Raw genomic sequence first — 16,630 nt, 5'->3', positions numbered from 1 at the left:
AGAAGTGAATATGAAAAGAGTAGTAGTAACAGGTTTAGGTGCTGTAACCCCGGTGGGAAATACAGTAAAAGAATTTTGGGACAATATAGTTGCCGGTAAAAGTGGCGCAGCTAAAATAACAAAATTTGATACCTCAAAATTCAAAACCAACTTTGCTGCTGAAGTGAAAAACTTTGATGCCGAAGCCTATATTGATAAAAAAGAAATCAAAAAATATGATTTGTATACTCAGTTCGCTATTGCAGCCAGCGATCAGGCCATTAAAGACTCAGGATTAGACTTTACAACAATGCCTGAAATTGAACGCTATGAAGTGGGTGTGATTTGGGGATCTGGAAATGGTGGTATCGGTACTTTTGAAGAGCAATTGAAAGAGTATCATCTTGGTGATGGAACTCCTAGATTTAGCCCGTATTTTATCCCTAAAATGATTGTTGATATTGCCGCTGGTGTAATTTCAATACGCAATAAACTTCATGGTCCTAATTATGCTACTGTTTCGGCATGTGCATCTTCTAACACTGCAATTATCAGCGCTTTTGATTCTATCCGTTTAGGCAAGGCCAACATTATGGTAGCGGGTGGTTCCGAGGCCGGTATTACTGAATCTTCAGTAGGTGGTTTTAACTCAGCACATGCTTTATCAAAAAGAAATGATGATCCTGAAACTGCTTCGCGTCCGTTTGATGTAGACAGAGATGGCTTTGTAATTGGTGAAGGCGCTGGTGCTTTGATTTTGGAAGAACTCGAGCATGCTCAAAAAAGAGGTGCACATATCTATGCAGAAATTGTTGGTGGTGGTATGGCAGCTGATGCTTATCACCTTACTGGTACGCCACCGGATGGTTTAGGGGCATCTTTAGGTATTTCTAAAGCACTTGCTGATGCAGGGATAACTCCTGATAAAATTGATTATATCAATGCTCACGCAACTTCTACAGGTTTAGGAGACGCTGGAGAATTAAACGGAATTAAAAAAATATTTGGCGATTTGCCTGTTAAAATTAGTGCAACCAAATCTATGACCGGTCATTTACTTGGTGGTGCTGGTGCTATAGAAAGTATAATCAGTATTCTTGCCATCAGAGATGGAATTATTCCGGGAACTATCAACACTAAAAATCTTGATCCTGCAATTCCCGAAGGCTTAAATATTGTATTAGGTAAATCTATTCACCAGCCTGTTAATTACGTGCTGAACAACACATTTGGTTTCGGTGGTCACACTGCAACTTCTGTGTTTAAAAAGTATGAAGCATAGTAAATAATTAACTGGCATACTTACTTTAGGTCGTCATACTGAATATATTTCATGATGACGACCTTTCTATTTTATCTGCACAATACCAATATTTAACGCTGCTATACCAAAGCCCAAATTGGACTTTTGTTCTCCTAAAAATAAAGATTTAACTTGCCTATATGAATATAGAATTCAATAAGAATGAAGACGTTAATAAACAATCAGTTTATGACTTAAAAACACGGCTCAAAAAGATATATAAAGGTGGGGGAGAGAAGAACGCTGCTAAACAAAAGGACAAGGGTAAATTATTGGCAAGAGAACGCATCTCTTACCTGATAGATAAAGAAAGTCAGTTTTTAGAAATTGGTGCTTTTGCGGCAGATGAAATGTATGCTGAGCAGGGTGGTTGTCCATCGGCCGGTGTGGTTTGCGGTATCGGATATGTATCGGGCAGGCAATGTATGATTGTTGCGAACGACGCTACCGTAAAAGCAGGTGCCTGGTTTCCTATGACTGCTAAGAAAAATCTTAGGGCGCAGGAAATTGCAATGGAAAACAGACTGCCGGTAATCTATCTGGTTGATAGCGCAGGTGTTTATTTGCCTATGCAGGACGAGATTTTTCCTGATAAGGAACATTTCGGACGAATGTTTAGAAACAACGCGATCATGTCGGCCGATGGGATTGTTCAAATTGCTGCAATAATGGGCTCATGTGTGGCTGGTGGTGCTTATTTACCGATCATGAGCGACGAAGCAATGATTGTTGATGGCACAGGTTCTGTGTTCCTGGCAGGGTCTTATCTTGTTAAATCGGCAATTGGCGAAGATGTGGATAATGAAACCCTGGGTGGAGCCACTACCCATTGTGAAATATCTGGTGTAACCGATTATAAGCATCCTAATGATCAGGCTTGTTTAGATAGCATTCGTAACATCATGAGCATGCTGGGTGCACCACAAGTAGCCGGATTTGATAGAATTAAGTCAGCTTTACCTAAGCTCGATCCTGAACAAATTTATGGAATACTGCCAGAAAACAGAGAAAAGCCTTATGATATGCTCGAGGTAGTTCAACGCTTGGTAGATAACTCTGAATTTGAAGAATACAAGAAATTGTATGGACAGAGCATCATCTGCGGATTAGGTCGTATTGATGGCTGGGCGGTTGGTATAGTTGCCAATCAGCGTAAAGTTGTTAAATCCAAAAAAGGGGAGATGCAGTTCGGGGGAGTAATTTATTCTGATAGTGCTGATAAGGCAACACGGTTTATCATGAATTGCAACCAGAAAAAAATCCCTTTGGTGTTTTTACAGGATGTTACCGGCTTTATGGTAGGCAGCAGATCTGAACATGGGGGCATCATTAAAGATGGTGCAAAAATGGTAAACGCGGTTGCAAACTCCGTTGTGCCTAAGTTTACCATTGTAATAGGAAACTCTTATGGTGCCGGTAATTATGCCATGTGTGGTAAAGCATATGATCCGCGATTAATTTATGCCTGGCCAAGTGCTAAAATTGCAGTTATGGGTGGCTCGCAGGCCGCTAAAGTGTTGTTGCAGATTCAGGAAGCATCACTAAAAGCAAAAGGAGAGGTGATTACACCGGAAAAAGAAGAAGAACTGTTAAAAGAAATTACCGATAGGTATGACAGTCAAACTACTCCTTATTATGCTGCGGCAAGGTTATGGGTTGATGGCGTTATTGACCCTTCAGAAACCAGAAAAGTAATTTCTATGGGTATAGAAGCGGCCAATCAATCGCCTATAAAGAAGCAGTTTAACGTAGGTGTTATACAGACTTAGTCGGAATTATAATCTGGAAATCACAATGTTGCGTTTGTTGTGCGCTAGCGTTTGACGGATAGCGGGATAAAGCGTAATTTTGTACTTTAATAAGAAAGAAACACATATGTCAGAAGAAATAGAACACGTTCAATGTTTAATTATAGGTTCAGGTCCGGCAGGATATACTGCTGCAATTTATGCAGCCCGTGCTGATCTTAAGCCGGTTATGTATACTGGTATGGAACCTGGTGGTCAATTAACGCAGACTACTGATGTTGATAATTTCCCAGGATACCCGGGTGGCATTATGGGCCCTGAGATGATGGAAGATTTCCGTAAACAAGCAGAACGTTTTGGAACTGATATCCGTTTTGGATATGTAAGTTCTGTAGACTTTTCATCTTTGCCTCACAAAGTAGTTGTTGATGAAATTAAAACCATCACCGCTGATACTGTAATTATCTCGACAGGTGCCACAGCTAAGTGGCTTGGTTTACCTAGTGAACAACAATATAATGGTTTTGGTGTATCGGCATGTGCGGTATGCGACGGCTTTTTCTTTAAAGGACAGGACGTAGCGATAGTTGGTGCTGGTGATACTGCTGCCGAAGAGGCTACTTACCTTGCAAAGCTTTGTAAAAAAGTATACATGATTGTACGCAGAGATGAGTTCAGAGCTTCAAAAGCTATGGTGCACAGAGTATTAAATACGCCAAATATTGAAGTGATTTATAACTCTGAAACTAAAGAAATTCTGGGTAACGGTAAAAATGTTACTGCGGTAAGAATAGTAAATAACCAATCTGGTGCAGAAACTGATTTGCCAGTTGAAGGTTTCTTTGTGGCCATTGGCCATAAACCTAATACCGATATCTTTAAAGGATGGTTGGATATGGATGAAACTGGTTATTTAAAAACAATCCCTGGAACTTCTAAAACCAACATAGAAGGTGTTTTTGCCAGTGGAGATGTTCAGGATCATTATTATCGCCAGGCAGTTACAGCCGCTGGTTCTGGTTGTATGGCTGCTTTAGATGCAGAGCGTTATCTGGCGGCAAAAGAACACGAAGTAAAAGAAGTGTTGTAAGTATCATTTTAATAGAAATATGGGTAGAATCGTATGATTCTGCCTTTTTTTTGCCCACCTTTCTCTAAGATTTTTTTATCTTGGGGCTTGATTTAAAATAAATTATTTAACCTAACACATGAAAAGATTATTATCAGTTGCTCTCGTGGCATTTATGTCTGTGGGTGCATTTGCGCAAACAGATGCCAATATGGGCATTATTCCTGCCCCCGTTTCGGTAGTAAAGAAAAGCGGAGCCTTTAAATTGGACAAAACTGTTGTATTGATGTCTGCAGATGCAGCCAATGCAAAGATGGCAGATTTGCTAAACGCTTCTATTACCACGAAGGCAGGATTTGCTCTTAGAGAAACAAAGGCTATAAAAGCCAATGAAAGAGCAATTGTATTAACCTCGGCAGGGGCTGATAAATTACCTGCAGAAGGTTATACTATTGATATTACTGATAAAAAAATCACTGTAACAGGTAAAGATGCAGGATTGTTCTACGCAGTTCAGTCTATGATTCAGCTAATGCCTGAAAAGAAAAATAATGAGCTAACCATAAGTGCAGCAGAAATTAACGATTATCCTCGTTTTAAATACAGAGGAATGCACCTCGATGTTGGACGCCATATGTTCCCGGTAGCTTTTATCAAGAAGTACATCGATTTGATGTCTCAATATAAATTAAATAATTTCCACTGGCATTTAACTGAAGACCAGGGATGGAGAATTGAAATCAAGAAATATCCTAAACTAACAACAGTTGGTGCAACCAGAAGCGGTACCATTATTGGTCACCACCCTGGGGTAGGTACAGATAATAAAGAGTACAAAGGTTTTTATACCCAGCAAGAGGCTAAAGAGGTTGTTGCTTATGCAGCAGCAAGATATATTAACGTAATTCCTGAGATTGAGCTTCCTGGCCATGCATCAGCTGCAATTGCGGCATATCCTGAATTAAGTTGTTTCCCTAACAGAGATACTTTTGTTGATGCTAAAACACCTTGGTCTGGTTCCAGAAAAGGAAAGCAAGTGCAACAGCAATGGGGTGTATTTGATGATGTATTTGTACCTAGCGACAATACCTTTAAATTTTTAGAAGATGTGTTGGACGAGGTAATCGCGATTTTCCCTTCTAAATACATTCATATCGGTGGTGATGAGAGCCCTAAAGAATACTGGAAAGAAAGTGAGTTTTGCCAGAACTTAATTAAAAAACTTGGGTTAAAAGATGAGCATGAATTACAAAGCTATTTTATCCAGAGAATCGAAAAACACATCAATGCAAAAGGCCGTTCAATTATTGGATGGGATGAGATTCTTGAAGGTGGTTTAGCGCCTAACGCTACTGTAATGTCGTGGAGAGGTACAGAAGGTGGTATTGCAGCGGCAAAACAAAACCATGATGTGATCATGACCCCGGGTGGACCTATTGGACTTTACTTTGATCATAAACAATCTAATTCTGTTGACGAACCAACAAATATTGGTGGTTTAGCACCTTATTCTTTAGCATATGCTTACGATCCAATGCCAAAAGAATTAACTGCAGATCAGCAGAAACATGTTGTGGGTGTACAGGCCAACCTGTGGACTGAGTATATTCAAACTCCTGAAAAAGTGGAGTATATGATTTTACCAAGAATGTTCTCATTGGCAGAGATTGCATGGAGCAAGCTTGACCGTAAGGACTTTAAAAACTTCTCTGAAGAGCGTATTCCTGTGCATCTGGCCAGATTAGATAAAACCAACACGAACTATTGGGTTCCAACTCCGCTTGGATTAACAGCAGAAAAAGTAATAAACGGCGAAGAATTTAATCTTGATCTGAAAGCACCAATACCAGGTTCTAAAGTATTTTATACTTTAGATCTTACACGTCCGTCTGAAACTGCTAACTTAGTTAACAGCCCTGTTAAAGTGATTGTTCCTAAAGGCGAAAAACGTGTTTTAAAAACTATTGTAATTGCGCCAAGTGGTAAACGCAGCGTTGTTACAGAAACAATTTTGAACAATGGTGCTTCGGATGTAAAAACTAAATAGTAGTTTGCATTGTATAAATTGTATTTACATTAAAAAGTAAATGATGAAATTGATGAAATACTTAATAAAGCAGCCTCTTCTATTTGCGGGGCTGCTTTTATTGGCTTCTTGCAGCGACTCTTCTAAGAAAGATGAAGCTGTAAAACAGAGTGAACCTGTTGCAGCTAAGCAAAAAGGTCAGTTTGTTTTTTACAAGGATATAGCGATAAGACCAGGTATCAATTTTGAGGTAGTAAGCTGGGGTAAAGGGGTTGATAGCGTTGGTGGTTATCTGATACTGATGTCCGATTCGCTAAAAAGCAATTACAAATCGTTTTCTAATGAACGTAGTGGCATTATAACTGATGCCTGGAATATGGATTTAGATAATGATGGTAACCCGGAAATTTACATCGAGCTGTTAAGCAAGAAGAATGTTCTGGATCTTAACGTTTTCGAATATTCTGATGGTAATTTTAACAAGATTACCTTCCCGGCATTAAGTGATAGAGCTAAAAAGACCTACGCAGGTAATGATAAATTCGTTATCAAGAATGGCGACTTGTTCCGCACTTATCCTATTGTAAATTCAAAAGATACTACTGAAAAGGATGGCACTTTAAAAACATTACAATATAGACTTAGCGGTAATAGCTTCTCTATATCTGAAATAGAGAGTGAATAGGCTTATATCAGCTTATTGGTTCTTGCCACATTTATGGCGTCAGCTTTCGAGTTGACGTCTAACTTAATGTAAATGTTCTTTACATGGGTTTTAACCGTTTCTACATCTATAAATAACTGATTGGCGATCTGGCCACGATCTTTGCCTTCGGCTATTAATTCCAGTATCTGTGTTTCTCTTTTGGTAAGCGGCGAATGCTGGTTTTTTTGAAGAGACATAATTACTTTCTTTGAAACATCTGGGCTCATGGGGCCGCCGCCATGCATTACCTCTTTAATTGCGTCGATTATTTTTGATGAAGGTGTATTCTTGGTAAAGTATCCTGAAGCACCATTTGCCAATGCATCCAGTATTATTTTTTCGGTTTCATAAACAGTAAGCATAATGATGTAAACATCAGGCAGCATCTTTTTTAGTTGCGGTAAAGCGTCAATGCCGCTTGTACCGGGCAGCTGTATATCCAATATGATCACATCCGGGTTGTCTTTTGCAATTTTAAGCTTTGCAACATCAAATGAAGGATAAGCATTTACCACGGTATATGGAGAGGTATTGTCTATCAGGTAGTGGTAGCCTTCTCTGATGGTTTTATCATCTTCAATAATTACAATTCTTGCGGCTTCTTGATTAGGCATCTTTAAAATGTTTTAGGGTCGAAAAATTAACAAGTAACAATACACTGGTACCATTGTCATTAGAAATGATCTTTAAATCGGCATTTATTCTTTTTGCCCTAACATACATATTGTTCATGCCATGCCCATCTTTAGCGTGTGCTACATCAAAGCCGATTCCATCGTCCTGAAGGGTGATCAACAGCATGCCGTTGTTTAATTTGGCCTCAAAATTTATCACCCTGGCTTTGGCATGTTTCAGTGAGTTATGTATAGACTCCTTAAAAATCATCAATATGTTTCGGCTCATATCTAATGATAATTTGGTGTATTTGTTATTGAGATCTATATCAAATTTAAAGAGAATAGGAGTTTCATTAACCATTTCCTGACCGAAATCTTTAATGTGGTTTAATACCTGTTCTAAGGAATCATTTTTTGGATTTAAAGACCATAATATATCTTTGGTTCCATTATACAGTTCGTCAACATTGCAACGGATCTTTTTTAAGATATTCCTTTTTTCGGTATCATCTTTATCGATCATGCTACCCAATACTTCCGAAAGAACTGTTATTCTGGTTAGCTTGTTGCCCAGGTCATCATGAAAATCTTCGGCAGTTTGTTTTCTGATCTTAAATTGTTCCTCCAGCTTTATTTTTAGTCTTAATTTGCGTCTACGTTCATTGAGCATCAAGATGATGTACACTATAAATAATATCAGCAGGATAATAAGTATCACAATAAAGAACTTAAAAAGAGACGTTTGATAGTATGCCGGCAGTATTTCAAATACAACTGAAGCCGTATTAACTGAAAAAAGCCCGTCTTTGGAAATCACTTTTACTTGGAAAGTGTATTTTCCGGGAGGGATAGCCGTGAAATTCATAGATGAATTACTGCTTGGCTGGCTGAATTTGTTATCTAATCCTATAAGTCGATATTGGTACATTACAGCATCGGGATTTTTCAGATAAATTCCAGTATAACTGATATTAATGCGGTTGTGATTATAGGGTAGCGTAAGCACACCTTCAACATATTTTGGTTTGTAATTTGGGGTTACATTTACCGAATTGATGTAGATATATGGACTTACTTTTTTCTCTGGATTAGGATTTACTCCATAAACAATAACTCCTTTGGTAGTGCCGATCCATACATTGTTGTTGTGTTGAAGTATGGCATTCTGATTGCATTCTACCAGCAGTTCATCCTCGCTTTGCGGTGGTATAATTGTAAAGTTTTTAGGATCAATTCTATCAATGCCTCTTCCGGTTCCAACCCATATTATGCCCTTTTTATCTTCTAACAAGCTATAGATGTGATCAGATGCAAGACCCGACTTGGTATTTAAAGATTTTGTTGCCCCGGTCTTAATGTTCCAGATCACTAAGCCGTAATCTGCAGTTCCGAAAAGCACATAGTCCTTGTATTTAAGCATGCAGAGTATGTTAGAACCCGATAAGCCTTTAATCTTTAAAGGGGTGAGCATTTTCTTGTTGGCAACTAACCACGCGCCATCCTGAGTGCCTAAAATTATTGAGTCGCGCGCCAATTCCATTAATCCACCACCAAACTGTTGGGTAATTCTGGTAAATTTTCTGCTGTTAACATCAAAGGTTAAGCATCCATGATTGGTTGATAACCATATGGTGCCACCGCTATCCTCAATCATTGCATTGTACGCTATATGCCAATTATCCGTATCCATACGTTCCAGGCGCTTGCCGTTGTGTTTCCAGAGACCACCACCGGGAGTGCCTACCCAAAGGTTGTTTTTATGGTCGTTATATAAGAAATTAATACGGTAGGAGTCCGGATTTTGAGATGGTATTTTAACGTTTGTTATCTTTTGATTCTGTTTGTACTCATATAAGCCACCATATGAGCCCAACCATATTGATCCTGGAGTAGGGCCGTTGGCGATGGCCATTACAATTCGACTTTCTATTCCTTGTGTTTCGTCGAATGTTACATAGCTGTTATTGGTAAACCTGAATAGGCCAGAGCCATCTGTGCCAAGCCAGATGTTATTCTCGACGTCTTTAAATATCTCATTAACAACATTGTCTGTGAACCCATTCTGGGAATTGAAATGGATAACGCTGGCAGGAGTAATGTAGTAGGCACCCTTGTTTGTACCTATCCATATTGATCCTTTCCCATCCTGTGCTATGGCATTGCATTTACTCGTAATTTCGTTATAGACTTTATTAATGTTATTGTTCTGGGCAACATAGATCCCTTCGGGAGTTAAAAGCCATACTTTTCCTTTATTAAGCTTGTCTACTAAAATATTGGTAACTATTAGGATCTTTATTTTTTCATCTAATGGCCATAATTTCCATTTACCCTTTTCAAGTTGATACAATCCCTTCCCATGAACAGCTACCCATATGTTACCTGAATAGTCTGTTTTAAGAGCCGTAACTATTTCGGTAGTATCATTTGAAATGGTTATTAGTTGATCTTTGTTGGCGTTGTATAAGCGTTTGGCTTTTATACAGTAGGTAGTTCCATTTTTATCGGTGGCTAGTGCACCAACCCATTTTTTCGTATCAGCCGAATTGCTGAAACCCTTGCCATCGTATTTTGATAAACCTTTGGCAGATCCTATCCATATTTCATCCTTTTTTCCTGATGCCAGTGCAAGAATGAAATTACTGCTTAGACCACGTATTTTGGTGTAATCGGTAAACTGTTTGCCATTAAAACAGCTGAGCCCTCCAAGAGTCGAAATCCACAAGCGACGCTTGTTGTCCTGCGTAATAGCAGTTACCTGCGATTGCGTTAGCCCATCCTCTATGTCATATTGTTCAAAGTTATACCGCTGGGAAAAACCATCGAGACAATAGCTGAAAAGGATGAGAAAAAGTAACAATATCTTTTTGCCCACTTGATACGGAAATACAAGGTTAATCCGATTGTAAATATATTTATCAATATACAATTAAAAAATCACCCCTGAAGGGGTATTTTTTTCATTTACCTCAAAATACCCCTTCAGGGGTGAAAAGAAACACGATATCCCGGTTTAATTTTGATTAGAAACTTTGAGCATTCAAGTTGACTGATTTGAGTTAAACACGCTAATTTAATTGTGATGAGTAGTAGTAGAATACTTGTTGGTGATAATGAAATTATAAGTCAAAATTCTTGTACCAGCAGCTTTACTGGTTTAACAGGAAAGTATTCCATTAATATGGTATTTAATGGCGCTGCGGACTATAAAGTAAACAAAAGGGAGTTGCGATTGCATCCGGAAAACTTTATATTTTTAAATAATCATACAAATTATTCCAGCAGAATTGATTCAGCAATACCGGTAAATGCACTATCTGTTTTCTTTGATCCGCGTTTCGTTCAGGATTTCGAATATTCCAGAAAAAGTGGCGCTGTTTTACTGGATAACCCATTTGATTATAAATATGAGAACCCGGTTTTTGTAGAGTCTATTTATCCTTTGCAGGGCGCATTAAAAGATAACCTGCTAAATCTTGCAGGGCTTATCAATAGCAACACAACCAACCAATTACTTTTGAATGATTGTTTGCATGATTGTTTGTTAAATTATTACAGCATATACAACACTGAAGTGGTAAACCGAACTGCATCATTAAAGTTCCTTAGTCATGTTACCAAATCTGAAATATTAAGACGCCTGTCTATGGCTAAGGATTATATCATTAGCAATTACAATAAGAACATCCGACTGGATGATATCGCACAGATGGCTTGTTTGTCGATAAACCATTTACTTAGAACTTTTAAACAAGCTTATCAGCAGTCGCCACACCAGTTTTTAACAACATTCAGACTTCAGCAAGCCAAATACTACTTAAGAAATACGGATTATCCGGTTAGTGAGATTGTAGATAGGGTGGGCTTTGAATGCCCAAGTTCCTTTATCAGGTTATTTAGAAGTTCATTTAACGTTACTCCCGGCCAGTACAGGTAATCTGTACCGTATACGATGCTTTTAGAGTACGATATGTGTTTAGTTTAATTTTTTTTAAAAATGGTTATGAAAAGAAAAATTCTATTGTGTATGGCGATACTGAGTATCTCCTTCACTTTTGCATCTGCTGATACTGATAAACCAGTGGCAAGTGTGAATTTAAAATCAAGCTCTGTAATAGAAGCTTACATTGACGCGAATGTTCATTGTAACGCGGCATTACTTAATCAGGTGATGGATAACGAGGCTGTGCTAAAAATAACCAGGCAGGGCAAAATTGTAGAACAAAACAAAAGGGACCTGGTAGACTTTTATAAAAGAAGAGGCGACATTACATTAAACTGTACCTCCAATTTCGAGATCTTATCAACTAGTGATTGCGTAGTGATGGTAAGGGTAGATTTTAAATATCCATTGTTTACGCAAGAGAACTATGTAACTGTTGTAAAAGACCAAAACGGGATTTGGAAAATAAGTCAGATCCACAGATTTAATGGCTAAAAAAGAATTGGTGAGTTTCGCTTATTCACCATTAAGTCCTAAACCTATATTTGAACCAGGAAGCCCGGCAATAAGTTTGGATAAATTTAAATTTGGGTTAGTTAATAATAGAAGTCATCCGATAGGTAGGATGACTTTTTTTATGGCTGCTCTTTGAACTGGCTGCTAATACGTTCAAACTTCTCTATTAAAAGATCCAAGCGCTCTTTCTCTCTTTTTAAATAAGCTTTGCGCAAAAAGGTTGCACATAATGCCATCCAGAAAACAGAGAAGGAGGTTATTCCGATCTGAAACCATAATTCCAGGTTGTCGAGCATTTCGTAGAAATAAAGGACAAAACCAAGGCATATTGCTGCAGCATAAAACCAATATAGCTTGTTGTATATAGAGAATTTATTTAACTGATAGATCTTTAATTGCGATAAAAATTCATTGGGATGTTGGGTGAAATCATTCCTCGATATTATTTTGTAATCCTTGTATAGAATAAAGGTAGATACAGCTATTGCTATAATAATGATGCCTAAACCGGCAGGTGTTGTCCAGGATGTGAATGGATAAAATATTAAAAGAGCAACAAGAGATGCAAAAGAAATCAACATTCCGGCAATGTTCAATAGTGACCTTGTTTTGATGCCCGATACTTCTTTTTTTGCCTGCGAAAGCATTTCCTCAGAAGAGATTTTTACCTCCACTGAATGTGATTGCCAAAGCGATTGTATATGATCAAATTCTTGCATGTTGATTGTATAGTTCTGTAAGTTTTTGTTTAATGCGATGAATTTTTACTCTTAGATTCCCTTCACTGATGCCAGATATATCGGCTATTTCATTGTAAGGTAGTTCGTCGAGTACCATTGTAATTATGAGGCGATCGTTTTCTTCTAATTTTGATATTGACTTGTAAAGTAGTGCAACCTGTTCGTTTTTTTCCGACAATTCCTCTGGCCTGTTTTCGATAATATTGTCTGTAAGCTCATCTTTTGCCTGTCTTTTTTCTGATCTTAAATAGGTTAAGCAAGTATTGACTGCGATACGGTAGATCCATGTCGAAATCAAAGATTTATTACGGAACTTATCTAAATTCTGCCAAACTTTTAAAAATGTTTCCTGAAGAAGATCATTTGCCGAGTCTTCGTCGCCAGTATAACCATAACATAAATGGAAGATTTTCTTGGAGTTTGTGTCGAAAATTTGCTTAAATAACTGATCCTTTTGTTCCATTAATTAACGGCTGATGGTAGTTTGATCGTTGTAATCTTTAATTGTTACAACAGGTTGCGGTATCAAAAATAATAAATGTTTGCGGGCTTACCACAATTAATTACTTTTGTTGCCACTAAAAACTAATTTATGAAACAAAACCGCATCGGGCTAATTACGTTGATATTTATTACAATTGCTACTTTGCTCGGAGTTTTGAAAGATTTTGACATTGTTGCCGTTCCAGATAACATAATGATGGCAGTGCGTTGGATTCTTGCAGCGGAGCTGTTTGTTTATGCCGTTATTAAAAAGAATCTAACTACCTGGATATTGGTCTGTATGATTTTAGGAGTTTTTATTGGGATAGATTATCCGCATGTAGCTATAGCATTACAACCACTAAGCAAAGGTTTTATTAAACTCGTAAAAACTATAGTTGGTCCAATATTATTTGCAACCCTGGTTTATGGTATTGCTGGTCATTCTGACTTGAAACAAGTGGGCCGAATGGCCTGGAAATCTATGCTGTACTTCTATTGCGCCACCACAATGGCATTATTTATTGGATTGGCAGCAATTAATATTTCGCAGGCTGGAGTAGGGGTTAATATTGAAAATATGCCTCATAACGAATTGCCGAAACCCGTGAAGGATTTGACTGATGAAAGCATTCTGCAGAGTTTACCACACAGCATACATTGGTTGTATAAAACACTTGCCTTTTTTAGAAACGTTTTCCCTGAGAATATAGCGAAATCTATCTATGACGCTCAGATTTTACAGATCGTGATCTTTTCTGTGATCTTCGGTATCGGTTTAGCTATGGTAGACGAAAAGAAGCGAAAGCCTATGGTTGATTTTTGTGAAAGCTTATCTGAAACCATGTTTAAGTTCACAAATGTGATCATGTATTTTGCCCCAATTGGAGTAGGGGCGGCTATGGCTTACACAGTTGGTCATATGGGAGTAGATATCTTAAAGCATTTATTTATGCTGGTGGCAACCTTGTATGCGGCATTGCTGGCTTTCATTCTTATTGTATTACTGCCTATAGCTTTATATATTAAATTACCTATACGGAAGTTTATCAATGCAATAAAAGAACCGGTATCTATTGCTTTTGCTACAACCAGTTCTGATGCAGCGTTGCCTAAAGCAATGAGTGCAATGGAAAAATTTGGAGTTCCGCGTAAAATTGTATCATTTGTAATTCCAACTGGTTACAGTTTTAACTTAGATGGAACAACATTATACCTTTCATTAGCTGCTATCTTTGTAGCCCAGGCTGCAGGAATGCATTTGTCATTTGGCGATCAGTTATTGATTGTTTTTACGCTTATGATTACCAGTAAAGGAGTGGCTGCAATACCAAGAGCATCTCTAATTATTTTAATAGCTACTGCAGATCAGTTTGGTCTTCCAACATTTATTATAGCCGCAATTTTAGGGATAGATGAGTTGATGGATATGGGTAGAACATCATTAAACGTAATAGGAAACTGTTTAGCAACAGTAGTGATTGCAAAATGGGAGGGTGAATATAATCCTGACTATGAAGCACCAATAGAAGCTTAATTTATGACTAACAAAGGAAAAAAGATTTTTTTAGCACTAAGTATTGTGGTGCCATTCTTGATTTATTGCATTGTATATTATACCCCAATGATAAAGAATGCCCCTTTCAGGTCGGCAGACTTTGTTTCATTTGAATACAAATGGGGAGTAGGGAAAACCCTTGCCAATAGTTATAATTCTGCTACAGGCGATTATCAATACCTTGATGATAAAGACTCGCTGGTTAAGACCCATGTGAAGCTTAGAAAAAATGACATGATCTATTTGCACAGCAAAGCAAATGAATTGGGTTTGTGGAATTTTCCAGGTGTGATTGCAAATAACGGGTCTGACTTAAATTCGCCTAAGATACTGCGTTATGAGATCCAGTTCAATTACAAAACAAAGTCAAAGAAAGTGATTTATTTGACTGATTATAACGAAATACCTAAGCTGAGAGATGTTGCAGCTCAAATGCAAAAGCTTATTGGACAAAGTATAAATGACGCTGAAGAACGTTACGGGAATAAAAAGTAATTCTGTTGTGGATTTAGAAAAATTAATTCTATATTTGCACCTCGATAAAAATAAACAATTTAAAATAATAAATATTTAACAATGTACGCAATAGTAAATATAGCAGGACAGCAATTCAAAGTTGCAAAAGACCAGCACCTTTTTGTACACCGTTTACAAGGAGATGAAGGCGCTAGTATTGAATTTGACAATGTATTGTTGGTTGAAGATGGTGGTAAAATCTCTGTAGGAGCTCCTACATTGAAAGGTGCTTCAGTTTCAGCTAAAATCGTGTCTCATTTAAAAGGTGATAAGGTAATCGTTTTCAAAAAGAAACGTAGAAAAGGTTACAAAAAGAAAAACGGTCACCGTCAGTATTTCACCAAAATCCAGATTTCTGGTATCAGTTTATAATTAGTTGTTAAACAAAGATTACCAGGTTAATCAGGTAATTAATAAAATATAAAACAAGATGGCACATAAAAAAGGAGCCGGTAGTTCGAGAAACGGACGCGAGTCGCATAGCAAACGTTTAGGTATCAAAATATTTGGTGGTCAGGAAGCTATCGCTGGAAACATTTTAGTACGTCAGCGTGGTACAAAACATCATCCAGATAAAGGAGTAGGTATTGGTAAAGACCATACTTTATTCGCTTTGGTTGATGGTACTGTAATCTTCAAAAAGAAACAAGATAACAAATCATATGTTTCTGTATTACCTACTGTAGCTAAAGAAGTTGTAGAAAAAGCACCTGTTGTTAAAAAAGCACCTGCTAAGAAAGCTGCTGCTCCTGCAAAGGAAGTTGTTGCTGAAAAAGCACCTGCAAAAAAAGCACCTGCTAAAAAAGCGGTTAAAGCTGAAGTAGAAACTAAAGCAGAATCTGCAGAATAGTAAGATATTTACTTTATAAAAAAAAGGGTTTCAGCATATGTTGAAACCCTTTTTTTATAAAGTAATGCCAAATTCTAATGCCCATTCGGGTGGTTGCCTTTGAATTTTTCAGTTTTGATTTCAATTAACTCCTGTTCAAAGTTCTCTATTGCCTTTTTAAAGCCTGCAAGGGATTTCTCAAGATTATTGATTAAAGATTGGATCTTATTAACCGATTCATTGTCTTCGGAATTTTGCGGCTCCCCATGCAAAATCCATTCATAACTTTTGCTATAATATCTGGCGATTAAGTGTAGTGTGTCAAAAGAAGGAAACTGATTTCCTAACTCTATTTGTGAATAATTACTTCTGGATATATTCAATGTGTTAGCTATAGCCGCTTGGGATAAATTGTGGTCTAATCGCAAGTTTTTGATCCTTTCTCCGATGCTTACTTTTGACAGTATTTCTTGCATAATTGATTTATATTGTGTTGATTTGTATACGGTCAAATTAGAAACCCATTATCTGGTTGCAAATTCTAAACCATAAATAAATTAGGATAATATTAGTATAGAATTGCACCATAGACCTTAT

Annotated in this window: 16 protein-coding genes; 11 read left to right on the top strand and 5 right to left on the bottom strand. The window is 37.5% G+C overall.

Going from position 1 to position 16,630, the window contains the following annotated elements:
* Window positions 1-10: 10 nt before the first annotated feature.
* The 5 genes from fabF (at window position 11) to HQN86_RS26095 (ending at window position 6,810) form a co-directional block, all read left to right on the top strand.
* Entirely contained in the window at window positions 11-1,261 is a 1,251-nt protein-coding gene (fabF, locus tag HQN86_RS26115) for a beta-ketoacyl-ACP synthase II (protein ID WP_172663769.1), read from the top strand.
* Between the two features lie 161 nt (window positions 1,262-1,422).
* The gene (locus tag HQN86_RS26110) at window positions 1,423-3,051 is read left to right on the top strand and encodes an acyl-CoA carboxylase subunit beta (RefSeq protein ID WP_172663768.1); all 1,629 of its coding nucleotides are present in this window, start codon (window positions 1,423-1,425) and stop codon (window positions 3,049-3,051) included.
* A 106-nt stretch (window positions 3,052-3,157) separates the two neighbouring features.
* A complete protein-coding gene (trxB, locus tag HQN86_RS26105) occupies window positions 3,158-4,120 on the top strand; it encodes a thioredoxin-disulfide reductase (protein WP_048904563.1) in 963 nt (320 codons plus the stop codon).
* 118 nt (window positions 4,121-4,238) lie between these two features.
* Window positions 4,239-6,146, top strand: a complete 1,908-nt coding sequence (locus HQN86_RS26100; RefSeq protein ID WP_172663767.1) for a beta-N-acetylhexosaminidase — start codon at window positions 4,239-4,241, stop codon at window positions 6,144-6,146.
* 52 nt (window positions 6,147-6,198) lie between these two features.
* On the top strand, window positions 6,199-6,810 hold the full coding sequence (locus HQN86_RS26095) for a hypothetical protein (RefSeq protein WP_246269741.1): 612 nt from the start codon (window positions 6,199-6,201) through the stop codon (window positions 6,808-6,810).
* A gap of 2 nt (window positions 6,811-6,812) precedes the next feature.
* Here HQN86_RS26095 and HQN86_RS26090 read toward each other — a convergent pair whose 3' ends face one another.
* A complete protein-coding gene (locus tag HQN86_RS26090; protein WP_172663765.1) occupies window positions 6,813-7,445 on the bottom strand; it encodes a response regulator in 633 nt (210 codons plus the stop codon).
* The gene (locus HQN86_RS26085; protein WP_317171747.1) at window positions 7,438-10,323 is read right to left on the bottom strand and encodes a ligand-binding sensor domain-containing protein; all 2,886 of its coding nucleotides are present in this window, start codon (window positions 10,321-10,323) and stop codon (window positions 7,438-7,440) included. The genes HQN86_RS26090 and HQN86_RS26085 overlap by 8 nt, the downstream gene beginning before the upstream one ends.
* Window positions 10,324-10,530: 207 nt before the next feature.
* Here HQN86_RS26085 and HQN86_RS26080 point away from each other — a divergent pair, with 207 nt between their 5' ends.
* The gene (locus tag HQN86_RS26080; protein WP_216854521.1) at window positions 10,531-11,385 is read left to right on the top strand and encodes a helix-turn-helix transcriptional regulator; all 855 of its coding nucleotides are present in this window, start codon (window positions 10,531-10,533) and stop codon (window positions 11,383-11,385) included.
* A gap of 66 nt (window positions 11,386-11,451) precedes the next feature.
* Window positions 11,452-11,886, top strand: a complete 435-nt coding sequence (locus HQN86_RS26075) for a nuclear transport factor 2 family protein (RefSeq protein ID WP_172663763.1) — start codon at window positions 11,452-11,454, stop codon at window positions 11,884-11,886.
* A 140-nt stretch (window positions 11,887-12,026) separates the two neighbouring features.
* On the opposite strand, the gene HQN86_RS26070 is transcribed toward HQN86_RS26075, so the two are convergent.
* Window positions 12,027-12,626, bottom strand: a complete 600-nt coding sequence (locus HQN86_RS26070; protein WP_172663762.1) for a hypothetical protein — start codon at window positions 12,624-12,626, stop codon at window positions 12,027-12,029.
* Window positions 12,613-13,110, bottom strand: coding sequence for an RNA polymerase sigma factor (locus HQN86_RS26065; protein ID WP_048904569.1), 498 nt, complete (start codon window positions 13,108-13,110; stop codon window positions 12,613-12,615). Before HQN86_RS26065 ends, HQN86_RS26070 begins: the two co-directional genes overlap by 14 nt.
* Window positions 13,111-13,239: 129 nt before the next feature.
* Here HQN86_RS26065 and HQN86_RS26060 point away from each other — a divergent pair, with 129 nt between their 5' ends.
* The 4 genes from HQN86_RS26060 (at window position 13,240) to rpmA (ending at window position 16,054) form a co-directional block, all read left to right on the top strand.
* Window positions 13,240-14,667 carry a dicarboxylate/amino acid:cation symporter gene (locus HQN86_RS26060; protein WP_172663761.1) on the top strand — a complete coding sequence of 476 codons (1,428 nt, stop codon included), beginning with the start codon at window positions 13,240-13,242 and terminating at the stop codon, window positions 14,665-14,667.
* Between the two features lie 3 nt (window positions 14,668-14,670).
* The gene (locus HQN86_RS26055) at window positions 14,671-15,183 is read left to right on the top strand and encodes a hypothetical protein (RefSeq protein ID WP_172663760.1); all 513 of its coding nucleotides are present in this window, start codon (window positions 14,671-14,673) and stop codon (window positions 15,181-15,183) included.
* Between the two features lie 81 nt (window positions 15,184-15,264).
* Window positions 15,265-15,576, top strand: coding sequence for a 50S ribosomal protein L21 (rplU, locus tag HQN86_RS26050; RefSeq protein ID WP_048904572.1), 312 nt, complete (start codon window positions 15,265-15,267; stop codon window positions 15,574-15,576).
* Window positions 15,577-15,634: 58 nt separating this feature from the next.
* Window positions 15,635-16,054: a 50S ribosomal protein L27 gene (gene rpmA, locus HQN86_RS26045; protein WP_172663759.1), complete on the top strand. Its 420-nt coding sequence runs from the start codon at window positions 15,635-15,637 to the stop codon at window positions 16,052-16,054.
* A 74-nt stretch (window positions 16,055-16,128) separates the two neighbouring features.
* Here rpmA and HQN86_RS26040 read toward each other — a convergent pair whose 3' ends face one another.
* Window positions 16,129-16,509 carry a helix-turn-helix domain-containing protein gene (locus HQN86_RS26040; protein WP_172663758.1) on the bottom strand — a complete coding sequence of 127 codons (381 nt, stop codon included), beginning with the start codon at window positions 16,507-16,509 and terminating at the stop codon, window positions 16,129-16,131.
* Window positions 16,510-16,630: the final 121 nt, after the last annotated feature.

This window comes from Pedobacter panaciterrae (genome assembly GCF_013204795.1).
Lineage (GTDB): Bacteria > Bacteroidota > Bacteroidia > Sphingobacteriales > Sphingobacteriaceae > Pedobacter > Pedobacter panaciterrae.
This window is presented reverse-complemented; position numbering and strand designations above follow the sequence as displayed.

What these genes read in the sequence shown, in the direction of transcription:
- fabF (WP_172663769.1), top strand. Translation starts at nt 11, where the DNA reads ATGAAAAGAGTAGTAGTAACAGGTTTAGGTGCTGTAACCCCGGTGGGA.
- HQN86_RS26110 (WP_172663768.1), top strand. Translation starts at nt 1,423, where the DNA reads ATGAATATAGAATTCAATAAGAATGAAGACGTTAATAAACAATCAGTT.
- trxB (WP_048904563.1), top strand. Translation starts at nt 3,158, where the DNA reads ATGTCAGAAGAAATAGAACACGTTCAATGTTTAATTATAGGTTCAGGT.
- HQN86_RS26100 (WP_172663767.1), top strand. Translation starts at nt 4,239, where the DNA reads ATGAAAAGATTATTATCAGTTGCTCTCGTGGCATTTATGTCTGTGGGT.
- HQN86_RS26095 (WP_246269741.1), top strand. Translation starts at nt 6,199, where the DNA reads ATGAAATACTTAATAAAGCAGCCTCTTCTATTTGCGGGGCTGCTTTTA.
- HQN86_RS26090 (WP_172663765.1), bottom strand. Translation starts at nt 7,445, where the DNA reads ATGCCTAATCAAGAAGCCGCAAGAATTGTAATTATTGAAGATGATAAA.
- HQN86_RS26080 (WP_216854521.1), top strand. Translation starts at nt 10,531, where the DNA reads ATGAGTAGTAGTAGAATACTTGTTGGTGATAATGAAATTATAAGTCAA.
- HQN86_RS26075 (WP_172663763.1), top strand. Translation starts at nt 11,452, where the DNA reads ATGAAAAGAAAAATTCTATTGTGTATGGCGATACTGAGTATCTCCTTC.
- HQN86_RS26070 (WP_172663762.1), bottom strand. Translation starts at nt 12,626, where the DNA reads ATGCAAGAATTTGATCATATACAATCGCTTTGGCAATCACATTCAGTG.
- HQN86_RS26065 (WP_048904569.1), bottom strand. Translation starts at nt 13,110, where the DNA reads ATGGAACAAAAGGATCAGTTATTTAAGCAAATTTTCGACACAAACTCC.
- HQN86_RS26060 (WP_172663761.1), top strand. Translation starts at nt 13,240, where the DNA reads ATGAAACAAAACCGCATCGGGCTAATTACGTTGATATTTATTACAATT.
- HQN86_RS26055 (WP_172663760.1), top strand. Translation starts at nt 14,671, where the DNA reads ATGACTAACAAAGGAAAAAAGATTTTTTTAGCACTAAGTATTGTGGTG.
- rplU (WP_048904572.1), top strand. Translation starts at nt 15,265, where the DNA reads ATGTACGCAATAGTAAATATAGCAGGACAGCAATTCAAAGTTGCAAAA.
- rpmA (WP_172663759.1), top strand. Translation starts at nt 15,635, where the DNA reads ATGGCACATAAAAAAGGAGCCGGTAGTTCGAGAAACGGACGCGAGTCG.
- HQN86_RS26040 (WP_172663758.1), bottom strand. Translation starts at nt 16,509, where the DNA reads ATGCAAGAAATACTGTCAAAAGTAAGCATCGGAGAAAGGATCAAAAAC.